The sequence below is a fragment of the Promicromonospora umidemergens genome (genome assembly GCF_024171995.1).
In the GTDB taxonomy this organism is placed as follows: domain Bacteria; phylum Actinomycetota; class Actinomycetes; order Actinomycetales; family Cellulomonadaceae; genus Promicromonospora; species Promicromonospora umidemergens.
Map to the genome: position 1 here is coordinate 21,538 of NZ_JAMTCT010000033.1, position 17,258 is coordinate 38,795.

General features: G+C 68.5%; 18 protein-coding genes. 6 read left to right on the forward strand and 12 right to left on the reverse strand.

Features of this window, described 5'->3' with window-relative positions; genetic code table 11:
• Nucleotides 1-45: 45 nt before the first annotated feature.
• The 4 genes from APR04_RS30815 to APR04_RS28370 form a co-directional block, all read right to left on the reverse strand.
• Complete coding sequence (locus APR04_RS30815; RefSeq protein ID WP_301313095.1) at nucleotides 46-300, reverse strand: zinc ribbon-containing protein; 255 nt, start codon at nucleotides 298-300, stop codon at nucleotides 46-48.
• A complete protein-coding gene (locus APR04_RS28360; RefSeq protein ID WP_253877557.1) occupies nucleotides 251-658 on the reverse strand; it encodes a CBS domain-containing protein in 408 nt (135 codons plus the stop codon). Before APR04_RS28360 ends, APR04_RS30815 begins: the two co-directional genes overlap by 50 nt.
• 228 nt (nucleotides 659-886) lie before the next feature.
• A complete protein-coding gene (locus APR04_RS30820; RefSeq protein WP_301313096.1) occupies nucleotides 887-1,789 on the reverse strand; it encodes an alpha-amylase family glycosyl hydrolase in 903 nt (300 codons plus the stop codon).
• Nucleotides 1,790-1,980: 191 nt separating this feature from the next.
• Complete coding sequence (locus APR04_RS28370; RefSeq protein WP_253877559.1) at nucleotides 1,981-2,718, reverse strand: cation diffusion facilitator family transporter; 738 nt, start codon at nucleotides 2,716-2,718, stop codon at nucleotides 1,981-1,983.
• Between the two features lie 717 nt (nucleotides 2,719-3,435).
• Here APR04_RS28370 and APR04_RS28375 point away from each other — a divergent pair.
• Nucleotides 3,436-4,992, forward strand: a complete 1,557-nt coding sequence (locus APR04_RS28375) for an alpha/beta hydrolase fold domain-containing protein (RefSeq protein WP_253877561.1) — start codon at nucleotides 3,436-3,438, stop codon at nucleotides 4,990-4,992.
• 574 nt (nucleotides 4,993-5,566) lie between these two features.
• Entirely contained in the window at nucleotides 5,567-5,710 is a 144-nt protein-coding gene (locus tag APR04_RS28380) for a hypothetical protein (RefSeq protein ID WP_253877563.1), read from the forward strand.
• A gap of 80 nt (nucleotides 5,711-5,790) precedes the next feature.
• On the opposite strand, the gene APR04_RS28385 is transcribed toward APR04_RS28380, so the two are convergent.
• Nucleotides 5,791-6,057 carry a metallothionein gene (locus APR04_RS28385; RefSeq protein WP_308292404.1) on the reverse strand — a complete coding sequence of 89 codons (267 nt, stop codon included), beginning with the start codon at nucleotides 6,055-6,057 and terminating at the stop codon, nucleotides 5,791-5,793.
• 499 nt (nucleotides 6,058-6,556) lie between these two features.
• Here APR04_RS28385 and APR04_RS28390 point away from each other — a divergent pair, with 499 nt between their 5' ends.
• Nucleotides 6,557-7,225: an ANTAR domain-containing protein gene (locus tag APR04_RS28390; protein WP_253877565.1), complete on the forward strand. Its 669-nt coding sequence runs from the start codon at nucleotides 6,557-6,559 to the stop codon at nucleotides 7,223-7,225.
• A gap of 338 nt (nucleotides 7,226-7,563) precedes the next feature.
• Here APR04_RS28390 and APR04_RS28395 read toward each other — a convergent pair whose 3' ends face one another.
• Nucleotides 7,564-8,718: a carboxylate-amine ligase gene (locus APR04_RS28395; protein ID WP_253877572.1), complete on the reverse strand. Its 1,155-nt coding sequence runs from the start codon at nucleotides 8,716-8,718 to the stop codon at nucleotides 7,564-7,566.
• Nucleotides 8,719-9,404: 686 nt separating this feature from the next.
• Between APR04_RS28395 and APR04_RS28400 the strand changes: the two genes are divergently transcribed.
• A complete protein-coding gene (locus tag APR04_RS28400) occupies nucleotides 9,405-9,746 on the forward strand; it encodes a nuclear transport factor 2 family protein (RefSeq protein WP_253877574.1) in 342 nt (113 codons plus the stop codon).
• Between the two features lie 65 nt (nucleotides 9,747-9,811).
• Here APR04_RS28400 and APR04_RS28405 read toward each other — a convergent pair whose 3' ends face one another.
• The 3 genes from APR04_RS28405 to APR04_RS28415 form a co-directional block, all read right to left on the reverse strand.
• A complete protein-coding gene (locus tag APR04_RS28405; RefSeq protein WP_253877576.1) occupies nucleotides 9,812-10,462 on the reverse strand; it encodes a PAS and ANTAR domain-containing protein in 651 nt (216 codons plus the stop codon).
• A gap of 374 nt (nucleotides 10,463-10,836) precedes the next feature.
• Complete coding sequence (locus APR04_RS28410) at nucleotides 10,837-11,598, reverse strand: CYTH domain-containing protein (RefSeq protein ID WP_253877578.1); 762 nt, start codon at nucleotides 11,596-11,598, stop codon at nucleotides 10,837-10,839.
• A gap of 937 nt (nucleotides 11,599-12,535) precedes the next feature.
• Complete coding sequence (locus APR04_RS28415) at nucleotides 12,536-12,748, reverse strand: hypothetical protein (RefSeq protein WP_253877580.1); 213 nt, start codon at nucleotides 12,746-12,748, stop codon at nucleotides 12,536-12,538.
• A 176-nt stretch (nucleotides 12,749-12,924) separates the two neighbouring features.
• Between APR04_RS28415 and APR04_RS28420 the strand changes: the two genes are divergently transcribed.
• A complete protein-coding gene (locus tag APR04_RS28420) occupies nucleotides 12,925-13,521 on the forward strand; it encodes a DUF5134 domain-containing protein (RefSeq protein WP_253877582.1) in 597 nt (198 codons plus the stop codon).
• Nucleotides 13,522-13,792: 271 nt separating this feature from the next.
• Here APR04_RS28420 and APR04_RS28425 read toward each other — a convergent pair whose 3' ends face one another.
• On the reverse strand, nucleotides 13,793-14,014 hold the full coding sequence (locus APR04_RS28425; RefSeq protein ID WP_253877584.1) for a hypothetical protein: 222 nt from the start codon (nucleotides 14,012-14,014) through the stop codon (nucleotides 13,793-13,795).
• A gap of 189 nt (nucleotides 14,015-14,203) precedes the next feature.
• On the opposite strand from APR04_RS28425, the gene APR04_RS28430 reads away from it, so the two are divergent.
• A complete protein-coding gene (locus APR04_RS28430; protein WP_253877630.1) occupies nucleotides 14,204-14,485 on the forward strand; it encodes a hypothetical protein in 282 nt (93 codons plus the stop codon).
• 517 nt (nucleotides 14,486-15,002) lie between these two features.
• Here the strand turns inward: APR04_RS28430 and APR04_RS28435 are convergent.
• Together APR04_RS28435 and APR04_RS28440 are read right to left on the reverse strand one after the other, a co-directional pair.
• Complete coding sequence (locus tag APR04_RS28435; RefSeq protein ID WP_253877586.1) at nucleotides 15,003-16,496, reverse strand: MFS transporter; 1,494 nt, start codon at nucleotides 16,494-16,496, stop codon at nucleotides 15,003-15,005.
• A 3-nt stretch (nucleotides 16,497-16,499) separates the two neighbouring features.
• On the reverse strand, nucleotides 16,500-17,228 hold the full coding sequence (locus APR04_RS28440) for a DUF3159 domain-containing protein (RefSeq protein WP_253877588.1): 729 nt from the start codon (nucleotides 17,226-17,228) through the stop codon (nucleotides 16,500-16,502).
• Nucleotides 17,229-17,258: the final 30 nt, after the last annotated feature.

The window sequence follows — 17,258 nt, forward strand, 5'->3', positions numbered from 1 at the left end:
ATCGTGTCGCAGTGCGCGTTCCGTCATGCTCACGGTGGCGCCCTATTATTTGTTGCCCGGCTCATTGCGCCGGGTCTCGAACTGCTTGTGGCCGTTCGGGCACGTCGGAATCTTGTCGCCCGCCGTGACGTGGACCTTCTCGTCGCACGACGCGCAATAGAAGTCACCGGTCTTCTCCGCGCGCTCTCCCGCGTGTGCCGCCATCTCGTCCTCCAGGTCTCGTGCGTCGGTGCAGGGTGGACCCGGTGGGTCAGGTGTTGGGCTCAGCGGCGGAGATGTCGGCGAGCGCGGAGTCGGCATCGCGCTCGACGGCGAGGTCGCCGATCGAGACGACGCCCACCACGACGTCGTCGACAATCACCGGCAGCCGCCGCACGGCGTTCTCGCTCATGAGCTGGGCCGCGCGCTCGATGCTCTCCGTCGGACCGACGGTGACAGGGCCTCTGCACGCCTGCCGGAGCGGGACCTTCGAGCCGCCGCCGATGGCGAGCACCCGCACGACGAGATCGCGATCGGTCACGATGCCGACGCCGTCCTCGACCACGATGACGTCGTCGATGTTCCCGGCGCGCATCAGCTCGGCCGCGTCCCGCACCGTCCCTGTCGCCTCGATCGTCAGCGGGTCCGGAGTCACCACGTCTGCCACAGTCGTCGCCATCGTCATCCCTCACCTTCCGTCGTTCTGTCGGACATGGCCAGCCTGCGCGCGCGCGCCGTCGTCCGCATCCGGGGGACGCTCCGGCGGCCACGTGCGTGGCGCGTCAGGCAGGACGGTCGATCTGCCGGACAGGTGGCCTGCTTGACGGTGGTAGCCGCTCACGCAATCGGCAGCCGCGCACTTTCCGCTTCCATCTGCGCGGCTGGCGCCCCCCTCGATCGCTTCTTCTCAGCGCTGCGTGGCTCCCGCGAGATCGGGGCTCCGGGCAGGTCGTCGCCATTGTGGTGAGAAGATGACGCATGGCTGACCGAGCGGTCCGTCGGCAGGGTGCGGCTGAAGTCGACGCCGAGTAACCACGTGACGTCCGGACTGATCGGTCAGGTCGATTTGTCGGCGACGGACCACAAGTGTGCGCGCGGAGCCTCCTCGCCGCGCAAGTCGACGTACCAACATCACCTCGTGGCTGTGGGGCTGGTCGTTGACGGCGATGAGCGCCTCACCGGCGGCACAACGCGGGTGGCCGGCGAAGTCCGGGTCCTTCCCCGTGCAGTGCGCGACATCGATGCGAAACCCGTCCACGCCCCGGTCGAGCCAGAAGCGCAAGACGCCGTGCATCGCCTCCACCACCTCGGGGTTGCGCCAGTTGAGGTCGGGCTGCTGGGGGAGGAAGAGGTGGAGGTAGCACTGCCCGGTCTCCTCGTCCCATGTCCACGCGCTGCCGCCGTCGACCGCACGGCGCCAATTGTTCGGCTCGTCCCGCCAGATGTACCAGTCGCGCTTCGCGCTCAACCGGGACCAGCGGGACTCGGCGAACCACGGGTGCTGGTCCGAGGTGTCGAGCACCAGGTGCAAGTGGTGGGCGTGCGCCTCGGCGATGAGCGCGTCCATGTCCGCGAGCGTGCCGAACATCGGGTCTTTGTCGCAGTGTTCGCTGATATCGTAGCCCGCGCCCGCCATCGGCGAGCGGTACACCGGCGACAGCCAGATCGCATCGGCGCCGAGCTCGCGCACATGGTCCAGGTGACGGCGGATCCCCTCCAGGTCACCCACGCCGTCCCCGTCGGCGTCCGCGAACGACCGAGGGTAGATCTGGTAGACCACGGCACTGCGCCACCACGGCGTGCCCGACATCGCCCACTCCTCGCTCCGGCTGCTCCCAGCCGGTCCCGCGGCGACCGTACGACAGGCGTTCGCGCGCGGCAGCGCGAGCCCGATGCCGGCACGGACCACGTCGTGCTGCTGCCGTCACGAGCCGCGCGTCGCGCGGAGATCCGCAGGCGCGGGCGCGGGTTGCCCGGCTGCTCGGACCATCCGTCGCGCCTCTACGTGTCTACCCGGTGCGGGATCCGTCGTACGGGCATGATGAGGACGTCCTCGATTTGCTCATCAAGGGCAGCCACGCGCCGGCACAACGCCTCGATGTCGTCGACGGCGAGGTCCCGCGCCGGCTCGGGGACGACCCGGAGCTCGACGTGGAAGAGATGACCCATGTCGCGGACACGTATCGAGAAGTCGCCGACACCCGAAGCGGCCGTGACCGTCTCCTCGATTCGGTCCAGCAGCGGTAGCGGCTCGGAGTTGTCGACGGTCGTGACCTGGACGTCCATGAGATCGTGCACGGCACCGCGCAGGCTCTTCCACCCGTCCATCAGCACGCTGCCGGAGATGGCCAGCGCAGCGACGGCGTCCGCCCACCACAGACCCACGCCGATGCCGAGGATCCCGAGGATGGCGGCCGTCGCAGTTAACCAGTCGGCCTTGTTCATCTCGGCGTCCGTGTGGAGGACCTTGTCGTGCAGGACGGGTGCGAGCTCGAGCTTCGCACGACCGAGCAGGACGACCGTCCCGGTCGGCGGGTGCTCCTGGGCAAGGAGCACGGTGGCGCCGTCGAACACGAGGTACGCCCCGACGACGGTCAAGGCAGTGGCGGCGACGAGGTGGCCGACGGCGGACGCCCGGGGATACCCGTACGGGAAGTGCTCGTTCGGCTGTCGTCGCGCGACCCGTCGGCCGACGAGAATGCCAGTGGCGGGATCGAGGACAGCATGTCCTCGACCCATGCGGTCTGCATGGCCTGCGAGCTGCCGAGGACGAAGTAGTGAACGTCACCGAGGTGACCGTGAAGACGAGCGTCGCCCACTCGAGCCGAGCCGCACGTCGGTGCGCCACCGCCCGATCCGGTCGGCCGGTCCCGGGTAACTGCTGCTCGCCGGACGGCCGGGCATCCTGCCTCACGACCGCACGTCCTGCGACGCAGGAAGTGCTCGAGCTCGACGAGGAACGCGTTCTCCCCGATCACGGTCGCCATGATGTGTCCCACGTCGGTGCCGTCCGCCGCGGTGAACCGCGTGTAGATCGCCGTCAGGGCGGCGCGGTCGCCCACGGGCTTATGGACGTCAGGCCCCCGATGACGAGGTCGAGCTCCTCGGCGGCGAGCCGGCGAGGGTCTCCTCTCCGCCGCGCTCCCCAGCCCACCTCGGCACCGAGGTGCTCGGCGAAGTCCCGCACCAGGTCCGGTTCGACACCGGTGGGCTCTGCCGCGTCGGACGGCCTGCGGGTGCGATCTTCGCGCGGGCATTCAAGGATTGGCGGAGGCGCGCAAGTCAGCGCGTCGAGTTGATCCGCGGTCGACATCCGTCGGCCGCGACCATGCAGGACCGTTGAGACCTACTTCGCGCGAGGCTTCGCGGTCCGTGTCGCGTGACGCTTGTCGGCTGGTCGGCGTGCCCGGTGCACGCCGTTGGCTATGGTGCGTCTCGCTGATGAGGAGAGATGACATGGCGCTGTCCTACGAGACGCTGCCCGGCGACATCGACCACCTGATCGCCGACGACCACGCGGTCGTCGACCGGATGTTCGAGCACCTGGAGGCCGGTCGTGGCAACCGCCGCGTGCTGGTCGACCAGGTCAGCTTCGAGCTGGCGATCCACGCCTTCGCCGAGGAGGTCGTGCTGTACCCGATCTGGGACGAGATCGGGATGATGAAGGAGAACGAGGACGCGGTCTCCGAGCACCAGGCGATCAAGGACATGCTGGTCGTCCTCGGGCGCACGCAGCCCGGCGAGCCAGAGTTCGAGCAGACGTTGACGCGGCTGATCGGCGAGGTCCGGCACCACGTCGACGACGAGGAGGCCGAGGAGCTGCCGGAGTTCCGCTCCCGTGTCGGCGCCGAGCGCATGGGCCAGCTCGGCAAGGAGTTCCTCGCCGCCAAGCGCAGGGCGCCCACGGAGCCGCACCCGCACGCGCCCGACGGCGGTGGCCTGGGCGAGAAGCTCGCCGGCGCTCTCGCCGCGCCGGTGGACCAGGTCAAGGCCGCGGTGACGGGCAAGAAGACCGAGCTCGCGACCGACGCGTCCGGTCTGCTGGACCCGCAGGCGCAGGCGATCGTGGACGCGTTCTCGTCGTTCGGCCCCCAGCCCTTCGAGATCCTCACTCCCGAGCAGGCCCGCACGCAGCCCGGGCCGGACGACGCCGTGAAGAAGGTCATGGCCGACGGCGACCTGGAGGGTCCGGAGCCGGTAGGGTCGGTGGAGGACGTGCAGATTCCGGACGCTGCCGGCGGCCGGCAGCGGGTGCGGATCTACCGCCCTGCGGATGCGGGCCCGGGCACGCTGCCGGTGATCCTGTGGATCCACGGCGGCGGGTGGGTGCTGTTCGACATCGACACCTACGACGCTTCCTGCCGCGGCCTGGTGAACAAGACCGGCGCCGTCGTCGTCTCCCCCGACTACCGCCGGGCGCCGGAGGCCGTGTTCCCCGCGTCGCACGATGACGTCCTGGCCACCTACCGCTGGATCCTCGCCAACGTGGACGCCCTCGGTGTGGACGCCTCGCGCATCGGCATCGGAGGGGAGTCGGTCGGAGGCAACATGGCCCCCGCGACGTGCCTGCAGCTCGCTCAGGCGGGCGAGCCGACGCCGGTCGCCCAGGTATGCGTCTACCCGCTGACGACCACCGAGCAGTTCGGCGAGTCCATGGAGGACGCCGCGGACGCGCGACCGCTCAACCGGCCGCTGCTGTCCTGGATGGCGATGCACGCGTTCGAGGGCGTCCCCGACGGCGCCAAGGACCCGCGCGTGGACCTGCTGGGGTGGTCCACCGACCAGCTGGCGCTCATGCCCCCGACGCTGGTGATCACCGACGAGCGCGATGTCTTGCGAAGCCAGGGCCAGCAGTTCGCCGCCGACCTCGAGGCCGCCGGCGTGCCGACGACCGCCTCCTACTACCCCGGGGTGATGCACGAGTTCTTCGGGGCGTCGGCCGTGCTCGACAAGGCGGAGCAGGCCCAGCAGGAAGCCGCACGCCACTTCCTGGCCGCATTCGGGACCCGCTGACGGCGCATCGGAGACCCTCGGCGGCGGCGCCCGGACCTTCCGTTCGGGCACCGTCGCCGTTCGCCGACCTGCTGGACACACACCTGCGGTACATCCGTGAACCACCGATTGCGGACCCCCGCGCGAACCCCTTCCACCGGTGAGAGGTCCTCCTCGCCGGCCCCATGGTGTTCGCCGGACGGCGGGGAGTCGGTGCGCAGCATTCGGGGCGCGACGTCGAGGTACCTCATGGCCGACCCTGTGGTCTACTGCCGCACCCGCGTCGTAGATGACTAGCGAAGGAACGGTTGAACACCCACCTCGGGGCGAGGACTGGAGTGAGCGTCCCCCGTACTCGCTGGAGGCGCCAGGCCGCCGGTTGGGTGTTGCCGCGCGCAGCACCTGTGGCGGTTCCTGCAGCACGCCGGGGTTCTGGCGGGCGGCGTGCGAGTGAGGGTCCAGCGCGGCATCGTGTGCAGGCCAGCGAAGCAGCCCGCTGTCGCCGTGATCCACGATCACGCCGCGCTCCTCGAGGCCGTCAGCGACGATCGTGGCGAGGGCCTCGGTGTTGGACGGCTCGGGTGAGGACTTGAGCGTGCAGCTGACGAACAGGGCCTTCATGGGATACCTCCACCTGGCAGTACCGCGGCCCGTTCTCGACCAGTGCCGCCGTAACCCCGTCGTCCTTCAGGAGGCATCGATGCTGCCGTCGTTCTCCACCAAGGCCAGCAACCCGTGAGCGGGGCCGGATCCATTCTGGAGGTGTAGCCAGTCCGACGGCCGAAGTGAGCCGATCGCGGTCCGGCGGCGTGAGGCCGGTCAGGCGTTGACGCTGTCGGTGGTCTGGACGCCAGTCTCGGTTCTTGCGCAGTGGCTGCAACAGAAGGTCTCGTCGTTCGCCTCGATACCGTGCCCGAGAATGGTGCAGCCGCAGTGCTTGCACCGCGGAGCCATGTCCTGAGCCGCGCACTCGAAGGAGTCGTAGACACCGCTCGCGCCGTCGTCCTTCGTGATCGTAAACGTGTGGGCGTAGTCGTTACCGCACCTGTCGCAGGTCGCCATATCGTTCTCCGTCTCATCGTCCACTCGCGGATAGGACCCGAGGCTGGGCCTTGCCCCAGGCTCGCGACGGCTTCGCCCGCTCGCAACAGTTCGTGCACGCGTGCACGTGCTCGCGGGCATCCCGGAGTACCTCGGGTGAGGAGCAGCTGCGGACGTGGCCCTTCGACGGGGCACGCGGTAGGGGGCCCGGGACATGAGCCCCAGTTCCGTTCTGGTGGCGAGTCCCGCGACCGGCAGGGGTCGCGGGACTCGCTTTCGAGTCTGCGCCGGTGCTCGGTGGGACGCAACGGCCCGGCCCGCCGGTGACGTAGTCGCACGCGGCGCGCAAGCAGACGGACGTTCGAGCGGTGGCCAGTAAAGACAGGCTCCGACGAGGCCGCCGCCGGGCGGCGTCGTTTGTAGGCGTAGGCTGGCAGATTGAGATTCGGCGGTCGTGTGGCCGCCGGACCCGACCATGGTCGGCCATGCCGGCGCCCGGGAGTAGTCGAGCGCTACGCATCGTCCACCAGATGGGACCGGTGCGATGAGCATCCAGAGGTTCCCGTACGAATTCGCTCGCCGGGCCGCCGCCGTGCTTGGCTCCAAGCTCGAAGCGACCATCATCCTGCGCCAGTACGGGCTTGCCGTAGCGGCCAGCAGCAACGACGCCGCGAGACGCTGTGAGCAGGCCGAGTCGCTCGCCGGCAGCGGACCCTGCATCGACGCCATCGACCAGCAGTCGGTCCAGGTCGTGCTGCTGAACACCGACGGGCAGGAATGGGAGGCTTGGCGCCAGCAGGCAACCCGCGAAGGTTTCGTCTCCGCACTGGTCGTCCCTGCGGTCGTGGACGTCGACGTCGACGTAGCGCTGACCCTCTACTCGTGCTCGCCGGACCGCTGGACGCCCGAGCTGATCACCGCAGCGGACGGCTACACCCAGCTCGCCGCCGCCATGGTGCGCCTGCACCTCGAACTCGCCGACACCGAGGGCGAGACGGCCGGCTCCAACCCCACCATGGCCGACACGGTCGCGACCGAACGCGCTGTCGGGGCCATCATGAATAACAACGATGGTACCGAGCGCGAGGCGAGGCAGATCCTCGAGTCTGCCTCGCACCACCGCAACGTGAGCCGACGCGAGGTGGCCGAGACCGTCCTGCGCGCCCTGGTCGCCAGTGACGCGACCCCGCCCGCAGAAGGCCGCAACACCTGATAATCAACCGGTGCGAGCACGCTGCCCGACCAGCACATCGAGCCTGGCGCACCGGCTTCGTTCCCGACGGCGCACCGGCCCCGTTCTCGACATTGCGGTTCAGCGCTCCTGCGACCAAGTCCGCCCGTCGGGGCGCGGCCTCGCCTGGCCTGGCCGGATGAAGACCATCTGAGCCGTGGCCTGGTGGCGTCAGTGCAGCGCCCACGTCCTCGGCCGAACCATGGGTACGAGTCAGCTCCACGATGCGGCCCTGCGCCGGAATCCCGTCGGAACACCAGGTCTGAGGCTCCACGAACCTGGCGCGAGACAGAGTGCGTTGCCGTCGGTGCTGATGTTGTTCAGCCTGCTTGGGCTTGCTCGTGCGCCCCCGCCGGATCGGTCCCCGTCCTGGCGCGGACCTCTTGGGGAAGGCGTGGGGTGCCGATGCTGAGGGCGATGTCCACCACGTCGGCGGGGTCCTCGCTGCGTGCGTAGGCCTGGCGCTGGTGGCGCGCGCCCGAGCCGTGCTCGACGATCGCGGCCGTCACGGTCCGGACGAGGTCGAACTCGCCGTACTCGTCGAGGACGGGCTGGAGCAGGTGGAGCAGCTCTGCGACGACGAGCCCGGACGGCACGGGGTTCCCCCTGGTCGGGCTGACAAGCAGCCCGTCGACACCGAACCTGCTTGCCTGCCAGGTCCACGCCCGCAACTCTGCGACGCTCACCGGCCGAGGCGGCTTGCCCTCTCCCCACTGTCGTGCGGCCGTTTCCACGAGAGCGCGCACCAGCGCCGCGAGTACAGCGGCGTGCACGGGGTCCATACAGACGTCGGCGACGCGGACCTCTACGGTGGGGAAGGTCGCCGACAGGCGTGCGTCGAAGTACAGCATCGCATCGTCCAACGGCGCCCCCGAGCGCAGCAATGCGTTCGACTGCTGCTCGTAGGCCTGGAGCGAGCCGAAGATCTCGCACGGCCCGACGGTGGGCCAGCGGCTCCAGGCCTGGTAGCGGTAGCTTGCGAAACCAGAATCGACGCCGTACCAGGACGGCGAGTTGGCGCTGAGGGCGAGCAGCACCGGCAGCCACACGCGGATACGGTCGAGCACTGCGACGCCTTCCTCGCGGTCCTCGATCTGGACGTGCACGTGGAAGCCGCACGTGAGCTGCTCGTCGGCGAGCAGGCCGACATGCTGGCGGATCCGCCGGTAGCGCTCGTCCGGCACGAGGCTGGGCGAACCCGGCCACACCGGAGTGGCCAACGCGACCGCTCTACCACCGACCGCACGAGCCGCCTCGTCCGCCAGAAGCCGCCCTTGGTGGATGGTGGCCAGCTGCTCGGGCAGCGTCGCGCAGGGCGGTCCGATCACCTCGACCTGCTCCTGCTGCATCTCCACCGTCAGCCGGTGCGGCCCTGTCGACGCGGCCTGCTCCACCACGCCCTCGCCTGACGCGAGCGGTCGCCATGTGTCGGCGTCCACCACCAGCAGCTCTTCTTCCACCCCGAACGTACGCACGGCAACGCCTCCCCCGTTGGCCCCATCTTTGGCCCGCAGGACCGCACTCGCAGGACGGCGGCACTCTCGCCCGCGCTTCGGAGCGCGCCAGATCCGCAGGTCAGCCGCCACCGCGTCACGTCGCAGCCCAGCCCGACCATGAGGTATGCCAAGGTGGCGGCACCGGCGGTCAGCAGGTCGACCCGCACACTCGTCGCTGTCGCGCCAGTCGCCGTCGACCAGACCGGCGCCAAAGAACACCACGGGCACCCCGAGGCTGGCGGCCAGGCGGGGCGGGCCGCCGTCGGCGTTGCCCATCGAACCGACCTCTTCCACGCCTAACCCGTCGCCATTGCCTGGAACATGTCGAGCTCAGGTGTTCGCGCACGAGTAGGCCCGCTGGGCCGTCTCCCCCGAGATCGCCAGCTGGTCGTCGAACTGTCCACTGATCGGGTGACGTCAAGCGGCGCGGACCTGCCCTCTGAATGCGAGCAGGGCGCAGCCGCCATAGCGTCGACCTGCGGCAGCGCGAACGCGTCGCGGTCACCGCCGCACCACCCGGACGAGACGAAGTGTGCCAATACCGGCAAGTTTGATGCGGCCCCGCAGGCAGCAGCGCCAGCGAAGCCGAGCCGACGCCAGCAGCAAGACGCCCAGCGTGCCGGAACCGAGGTGGACGACAGCCAAGCAAGAAGGGAAGACGAAGTATGCGCTCCACTGACGAGGTCCTGCGCAAGCATCTCGAGTGTCGTCGCGCCCTGGACCTGGAGAGCGACCTGCACCAGAACTACGCAGACGACGTGGTCTTGCTCTCCTGGGGCGAAGGTGTGCACCGCGGACGGGACGGGGTGCGTCTACTCGCTGGCGTGCTGCGGACCTACCTGCCCGAGGGCAACTACAAGTATGACGACCTGATCGTTGCCGACGCCTATGGTCTGTTGCGCTGGTTGGGCACCGGGCCGCACGACGAACGGCTACGTGGCGTCGACTCGTTCGTCGTCACCCAGGGGCGTATCAGCGCCCAGACCATCAATTACGTCTCCGGCTGAGCAAGCGCTCCGCCGCGCCCGGCCAGGTCGCACCCGGCGAGGTGCGACCCGACCGTTGGACCAGATCAGTGCGCTGCGCTCGGCACCGAAGGGGCCAGGACAGCGATCACGTCCGCCGCCGAGCAATTCCCGGTCGTTGTCATCTCGACGACTTGTCGGGCAACGTCGCGCACGGCGACATTCGTCTCGTTGGAGGTGCTCCGCAGACGCTCGAACGCGGCCTCGGCGTCGATGCCCATCACGAAGGCGATGATGCCCTTGGCCTGCTCGATCGGGGCACGCGAGACGGCCGCCGCGCGGATCGACGCGTTCGCTGCCTCGCCTGCCCGGGCCTTGACCGCGGAGGTCACGTCGATGAAGTAGCCCACGAGCTCGCAGACCTGCCGGGTGTTCGGATCTCGTCGGCCTTGCCCGACCACGGTCAGTGTCCGCTCGCGGCCCCGGGCGTCCATGATGCGGTGCACACTGCTGAACGGCTCCCCCGTCACGGCCGCGTCCTCCAGCACCTGTGAAATGCGGGCACGGTCCTCCGGGTGCTTGTGCGCCAGGACAAGCGTCGTGGTCGGCACCACCTCGCCGGGCTCGAACCCGTGTATCTGGAACGTCTCGTCCGACCACCACCACCGCTGCGTGGCGATGTCGTACCGATAACGCCCAACGACATGATTAGACCCGAGCGTCAGAGCACGCTCGATCTCCATCGGTTCTGCGGTCACGTGTGCAGCCTCCCTCATCGCTACCTGCGCTGATGAGCCGCGGCCTGACTCACTTCGACCGTAACGGAGAAGCGGCTCTACCGACACCCCAGGGGTGAAAACCGGTCCTCCACCTGGGATGTTCCACGGTCAGCGACCGGGGTCTGCCGAATCCGGCAGCTTATGCCGTGGCACGATCACGAACCACAAGCGAGACGAGCAGCAGCCACACACAGTCCGGCGGGTAGACCGCGATCTCGGCTGCCTTGTTCGCACCGAAGGCTCGTGTCCCTGACGTGAGGTCTAGCTCTGCGGCGGCCGACATCAGGACCATGGCTGCCACGCTATGGCCGACGGGCCGCGTCCCGTGCGCCGCCGTGCAGAAGTTGGACGCGTCAAGGGCACGCGGACAGCAGGTCCAGTGCTGTCTCGGTCTTGGTCCGTTGTCGCTTGCGCAGACGAACCTGGTGCCTGGTGAGGAAAATCTGCCAATCGGCCAACGCCTGGGCCAGGTCAGCGGGTGCGGCCCGGGTTGAGAGTTCCAGAGCGCTGTGGCCCGTGGGGTAGGTCCACAGCTGCGCGATCAACGCGGCCGGCATCAGTTGGGCCTTTGCCCGCCCCGTGGGCTTGGGAGTGGTCTTGAGCACGGTTACCGGACCGAGGATGATGAGGTCGTCCAGGGCGACACCACCAGGTGCGTACGCTGCGAAGAACTGGCGCTGCCGCCCCGTGAACACCTGGCTCACCGGGACGCTTCCGACAAGCGCCCGCTTCACCGCTGCGTCGGCCGGCCGTGCTTTGAACGACGCGGAGCAGACAAAGTCGGCCGGTGTGACGTCGACCTCGACCTTGAACCCTTTGCGGCGGCGCATGCTCGCGCTTAAGTCACGCGGGACAGCCGGGCGGACCTTCACCACCGAGTCTGCTCTGGCGCCCTGGTTCCGGCGCACGCGCAGGATCGTCCCTGCCTTCTGGAGATCCCTACCGGGTGTGTCGAGGTAGTACACCTCGACATGTTGGGCGCCGTCGAGGTCGATACCAAGAGCCTGCACTGTTCGGCGACTGTCCCTGCCTCGCACAATCGCCTTCAGCTCGACGCTGTCGCTCAGACCCACCAGATCACGCAGTTGGGTCGGAACCGTTGTGGTAGCACGCACGATAAGCCCTCCCTCTGCTTGGCCCAAGTGAAACTCGTAGCGTACAAGGTCGCACTTGGGGGCCCTGCCTCGGCGGCCTCGTGGACGAGCACGACACCTGTCTGGCCGACGGCGCAATACCCGAGCGCGGCTCGAGGATGACACCCTCTGCGGCCGATGCGGCTCCGCTCAGTCCCACGGTTGCCAGCCCGAGCTTCATGATGACGCCCGCTGCACGGCGTGCTGCGCCACCGTGGAAGGCCCACGCTATTCCGGATAATCGCACTACGACGATAATCGCACTACGACTCTTTTTTCGCGATCGTCCTTGACCGTACGGGCCGGCCGGATCGCCTACAACGAAAGAAACGGGTGGAATCCTTAGCCGGTGCTGCGTGCAGGTCTGAGCAGGTCGACGTGGCCGGACCGAGCTGAAATCGACGTAGAGGAGCAAGTCGTTTCGAGCCGCCTGACGGGGCATGTGACGTTTGTCGGCCCATCGAGAAGGCGTTGGTTGGAGGGGAAGTGCGCGTAGAAAGTCACGCGCGTCGTGCAGCAGCTCGACCTGGCTGCCCTGAGGCGGCGTGGGGTTGCGTTGCGGACCTTTCTCTATGCCAGCGTGCGTCTGCGACGAGAACGCGTCCACCGCCGGCGGAAGAGCAGCATCCATCGACGCCTTCGGGATGACGGCGATCGTCGTGCTGCACGACCTGAACCTCGCCGCGCGCTGCTGCGACCGGCTCGTGCTGCTCGACCACGGGGAACGCCGCCGTTACCGGACCGCCGTCCTCCGTGCTGGCGCCCCAGGTCATCGAGCCGGTCTATGGGATCACCGTCCAACGGATCGAGCACGGCAGGGCGGTACAGCTCTTGTTCGCGAGACCCGCGCGGTCACCGACCGGCACAGTTGACCTCCACGGGGCGATGTGCCAGCTGCCGACCTTGGCTGGATCGTGGCTCAGCGCCAGGCACGCAACACGTATCCGGCGACGGCGACGGCTTCGGCGACCTGGACGCGGTCGACCGGCGCTATGGCGCAGAACGCGACCCGCCCGCTCGGAGCGTCGAGTCGCACCCGCCAGACGCCCGGTACGGCGGAAAGCTCGGCACAGAGCGCGCGCTGGCAGTGCTCGCAACCGCCGGTGCTCACATCGATCTCGACCGTGCCCACCGGACCACCTCGCCTCCGTCCCAAGAACAGTACGGCATCTCTACATGATGTGGTAGCGTCGGCGGCGATTCGATCTGTGTTGTCACTGCATATGGCAAAAACTTGTCGAGAACGCGGGGGCGCCGGTGACGTCGGACGCAGCGGTCCAGTGGGCGATGACAACCCTCTTCGGCCTCTTGAGCGCACATTCCCTGTGGTGCCTCGCGACCGCCCGGCGAATCTTCTCAGCGGTGGGGTATCTGCTGCACCTGGGCATGAACGCGATCATGGTCGCCATGGTGTGGCCGTGGTGGGCCTACCTGCCGACACTGCCGCAGCTTGCGTTGTTCGTCCTGGCCGCGGCGTTCTTCGCTGCCGTCGCGGGGTGGCGCGCGGCCGACGCACGACCGCGCGGGCTCGCGTCCAGCGTCCCCCGCACGGGCCATCACGAGAGCGCATGGGCACAGGCGGTACATGCGGTGATGATGCTGGCGATGGTGTGGGCCGTGGCGATCATGAGCCTTGCCCTTGCCTCCCCAGCCGCAGCCCTGGGACCGGTGGGACACCAGGGCCCTCACGCCGTCGCGCACGCGCCGACTGGACTATGGGCCATGGTCAGCGGCGTTCTGCTGGTCGTGACGCTCGTCGCCGGCGGGATCAGTTTCCTGTTCGCCCTTTCACGGCACGTGCGCGTGCGTGGCTTCGTCTGTGACCGCGTCGGCTCCGACCTGCTGGCGGGCGCTGCCATGAGCCTCGGGATGGCCGCGATGTGCGCCACCATGCTCGCGGGCTGATCGGCCGACCCGTCCGCGCCCCGCGCCTGTGCTAGCGCCGTCCGAGCACGTCGGCAGACCGGGTCGCTACCCCCAGGAAGGTCCGCTTCCGGTCGCGTCCTCGTGGTCCCAGAGGATGCGCATGACGTCTGCCTCGAGCTGTCCACGTGCGCGAGTCCTGCCTGACATGTTGCCCTCCTGGCAGGACCATAGCGCGGAGGTGGCCGCCCACTGGCTCATGGACCGCCACCTCCGCCGTCGTCCGGAATGCCGGACGGAGCAGCCCCGGTCGTCAGGCCGGCTGGAGCGCCGTCACGTCCAGCGCTCCGCTGCGGGCCTGCTCTACGAGGTCCGCGAGCTGGTCGTGGCTCATCTGGATCCGCTGCCCGAAGTCGTCAGTGATCACGATCTGCTTCTCGGGCTCCGCGGTCGGGTCGACGAACAGTTCCGGGCAACCGCAGTCGCACTGGCCGCAGAACGTCGCCACATGAAGTAGCTGAGGGTTATCGCTCATAGCTGTCTCCTTGGACTGGAACGGACTGGTCTCGGGCTCGTGCTGTGCCCTCTACGAGGGTCACGTATATCTCTACAACAAGTCAAGATATCGACGGTGGCAGTGTTGTGGCCCGGCCGGCAAGGCACGCGCGAACGCGCCCGCCCCGGTTTGACGACGCCGTGTGAAACGCAGGGCACATCCGGTGCCGTGCTCGCAGCCCGCCTCAAGGCGGCTGCCGCGGTGCGCAGCCGGTCAGCCCGTGCCGCACTGCGTTCCTCGAACGAGCTGACCGCGCTCCTGGCCGGCCCCCAGCTCGGCATCACCGTCGTAAGCATCACGCGGTACGCGCGTGCCCGGTACAACGCTCTCGGCGATCTGCGTCATGCGCGGGCTGGAATGCGCGGGGCCGGTATGTCCGTGCCGATGCTTCCGGACTCGCTCGTGAGCGGGATCCAATCTGTGGGCGGGGATCCCGCCGGAGACGTCTGACCGTGGCCACGACGGAGTCGTGCGAGACGAAAGCCGGCACGCGGTACATGCGTGGTTCCGCGACCCGGCAACACCAGGTCGACGCACGGCGCCCCCGTAGCGCTCGCGCTTTCCCGGCCAGGCGCGCCGCTTTCCGTCGGTACGGACGCACGACAAGCTCTCGAAAATGCTTGATGTCGAAGTCTCACCGGAGGTTTCAGCAGACCCAGAGCGCACCGTACGGGGCAATGCACGCCTTAAAAAAGCTCGCCAGACACTTCAGCGGCTACCCGACCGCAACTGAGGCAGGATGGCCGCAACTCGGCGTAAGCGCTGATGCGTTTCGCATGTCGAGAACCGAGACGGACCCTGGCTGGTAGAGCCGCTGCGAGCAGACCGGCGAGTCGTGCCAATGCGAGAGCTCAGCTGCCTCGAGGAGAGTTGACCAACGCGATCGTGCTCCACCAACCGGATGCGAAGTACTTCTCCGTGTGACTTATGGTGGTGACGGCCGTCCGGCCAGGTCGAGCCCGTGTGGTCAGAGCCTCGGGGGGATTTCCGCGACTCCCGTATCCAGACGTCGCTGGACGTCTAGATTTGCCTCGCTGTTCGCCTCGCTGCGCCGCCGATGGGTCGTGGCCGGGCGACGCCGAGGAATGAAAGTGGCGATGACCAGGGCGAGCAGCGCCGCCGACGCGCCGATCAGCAGGATGACGGTGAATGCGGTCCGGTCTGGGACGACATGCCCGCTCACCGTCGTGGTCATGGTGGACAGGAGCACCCCGGTCACCGCGCTGGCGCTTGATGTGCCCAATGACCGGCAGAGGTTGTTCAGGCTGTTGGCCGCTGCGGTCTGGCTGACGGGGACCGCGCTCATGATGAGCGAGGGCATCGCGCCGTAGGCGAGCCCGATGCCGCATCCGACGAGGGCGGAGCAGATGAGCAGCTGCCAGAGTTCGGTGTGCCACAGAGTCGCGAAGACGTAGCTGCACACGACAACCGCGGCACCAGCCATGAGCGTCGTCCGCGGTCCGGAACGGACGGTCATCAAGGCCGACACCGGCGACATGGCGATCATGCACACTCCGCCCGGGGCTTGCAGGAGGCCGGCGACGAGCATCGACTCGCCGAACCCGTACCCCGCCGCCGTGGGCATCTGCAGGAGGTAGGTGAATACCAACGAGCTGATCAGCATGGAGAAGCCGAAGAACAGCGAGGCGGTGTTAGTGAGCAAAACCTGCGGCCGACGACTCACCCTCAGGTCGATCAGCGGCTGCGCGGTGCGCAGTTCCCACGCGCCGAACAGCGCCAGCAGCGCGGCCGCGCCTGCGAACGATCCGAGGGTGACGCCGCCGGTCCACCCCCAGGTTCCGCCCATGGAGACCGCGAAGAACAGGCAGACCAGCCCGCTGGACAACAGCAGCGCCCCCAGCGGATCGAACCGCCCGCCCGGTGGGCGCGACCTACCGGGTACGACGAGCAGGACGAGAACACCCGCCACGGCGGCGAGCCCGCCGGCTGTCCAGAACAGAACCCGCCAATCGGTGTACTGCGCGAGCAACGCCGACAGCGGGATTCCCAGCGAGGCCCCGAGGCCGAGCGACGTGCTCATCACCGCTGTCGCGGAGGCCAGCCGGTGCGGGGGCAGGTGTTCGCGAAGCAGGCTGATGCCCAGCGACACCACACCCGCGGCGGTGCCCTGCAGGGCGCGACCGGCGACGAACCAGCCCAGCGAGGCGCTGAGCGCCGTCACCGCGGAACCCGCGACCAGCAACGCGAGACAGGCCAGCAGAAGGCGCCGCTTGCCCCACAGGTCGGCGAGCCGACCGACGATCGGGATCGACACCGCCCCCGCGATCAACGTGGCCGTCACGGCCCACGACGCGTTGCCAGGGGTGGTGTGCAGCAGCGCCGGCAGACGCGGCAGCAAGGGGATGACGAAGGCCTGTTGCAACGACACCGTGATCCCTGCGAGGGCGAGGACGGCGATGAGCATCCTCGAGGGAGATGTCACAGGCTCCGGCTGGTTCATGGGTCACTCCGCCGGCTTGTGACCGGTGTCCCCGATGCCCTCGTCGGTGTCCGCCTCCTTCGGGGCAAGCTGCTTGCTGCTGCGCCGGAAGGCCCACACGATGACGAGCACGACGAGTGCCGACAGCGGTGTACCCATCGCGATGCGGGCGACACCGAGTGCGCTGGTGTTGTCGGCGATGTACAGCGACAGCTGGACGGCAAACCGGGCGCCGAGCACGCAAGCGGCGGCAAGGGTGGCGACGGCGTGGGCACGAAGGACCCTACGATCGGTCCACCACCTGTACTTGCGGCCGTGCACGAAGTTCCAGATGACCCCGGTGGCTGGCCGGCGGACCAGCACTGAGCCAAGGGTGATCACGAAGCCCGCCAGGTAGGCACCGATCCCCAGCGCGAAGTAGTTCTTCGCCGACCCGGTCAGTGCCACGATCCCCGCGGCAATCACGACGCCGACCAGGCTGCCGACAGCCGAGGTCCAGCGTTCACCGCGCAGGAGTCGGAACACCATCAACACCGCCCCCGCCAGCAGGGCAACGGTGATCGTCATCGCCAACGAGAGGAAGAGGTTCGCGGTGACGAACACGACGACGGGGACAGCGGAGTAGACGAAGCCCTTTCGCCCACCCATGCGGGCGACCATCGCATCGGCCCGGGCGGGACCCGCGTCAGAGGGTGACGCCGGGACAGTCATGTGGTCGTCGCCCGTCGGGTCCTGTTGCTGCAGCTTGGCCATGGTCGATTCGTCCTTTCCGGCGGTGTGCCG

What these genes read in the sequence shown, in the direction of transcription:
- APR04_RS28390 (WP_253877565.1), top strand. Translation starts at nt 6,557, where the DNA reads ATGAGCATCCAGAGGTTCCCGTACGAATTCGCTCGCCGGGCCGCCGCC.
- APR04_RS30820 (WP_301313096.1), bottom strand. Translation starts at nt 1,789, where the DNA reads ATGTCGGGCACGCCGTGGTGGCGCAGTGCCGTGGTCTACCAGATCTAC.
- APR04_RS28435 (WP_253877586.1), bottom strand. Translation starts at nt 16,496, where the DNA reads ATGAACCAGCCGGAGCCTGTGACATCTCCCTCGAGGATGCTCATCGCC.
- APR04_RS28360 (WP_253877557.1), bottom strand. Translation starts at nt 658, where the DNA reads ATGGCGACGACTGTGGCAGACGTGGTGACTCCGGACCCGCTGACGATC.
- APR04_RS28425 (WP_253877584.1), bottom strand. Translation starts at nt 14,014, where the DNA reads ATGAGCGATAACCCTCAGCTACTTCATGTGGCGACGTTCTGCGGCCAG.
- APR04_RS28400 (WP_253877574.1), top strand. Translation starts at nt 9,405, where the DNA reads ATGCGCTCCACTGACGAGGTCCTGCGCAAGCATCTCGAGTGTCGTCGC.
- APR04_RS28370 (WP_253877559.1), bottom strand. Translation starts at nt 2,718, where the DNA reads ATGGGTCGAGGACATGCTGTCCTCGATCCCGCCACTGGCATTCTCGTC.
- APR04_RS28440 (WP_253877588.1), bottom strand. Translation starts at nt 17,228, where the DNA reads ATGGCCAAGCTGCAGCAACAGGACCCGACGGGCGACGACCACATGACT.
- APR04_RS30815 (WP_301313095.1), bottom strand. Translation starts at nt 300, where the DNA reads ATGCCGACTCCGCGCTCGCCGACATCTCCGCCGCTGAGCCCAACACCT.
- APR04_RS28375 (WP_253877561.1), top strand. Translation starts at nt 3,436, where the DNA reads ATGGCGCTGTCCTACGAGACGCTGCCCGGCGACATCGACCACCTGATC.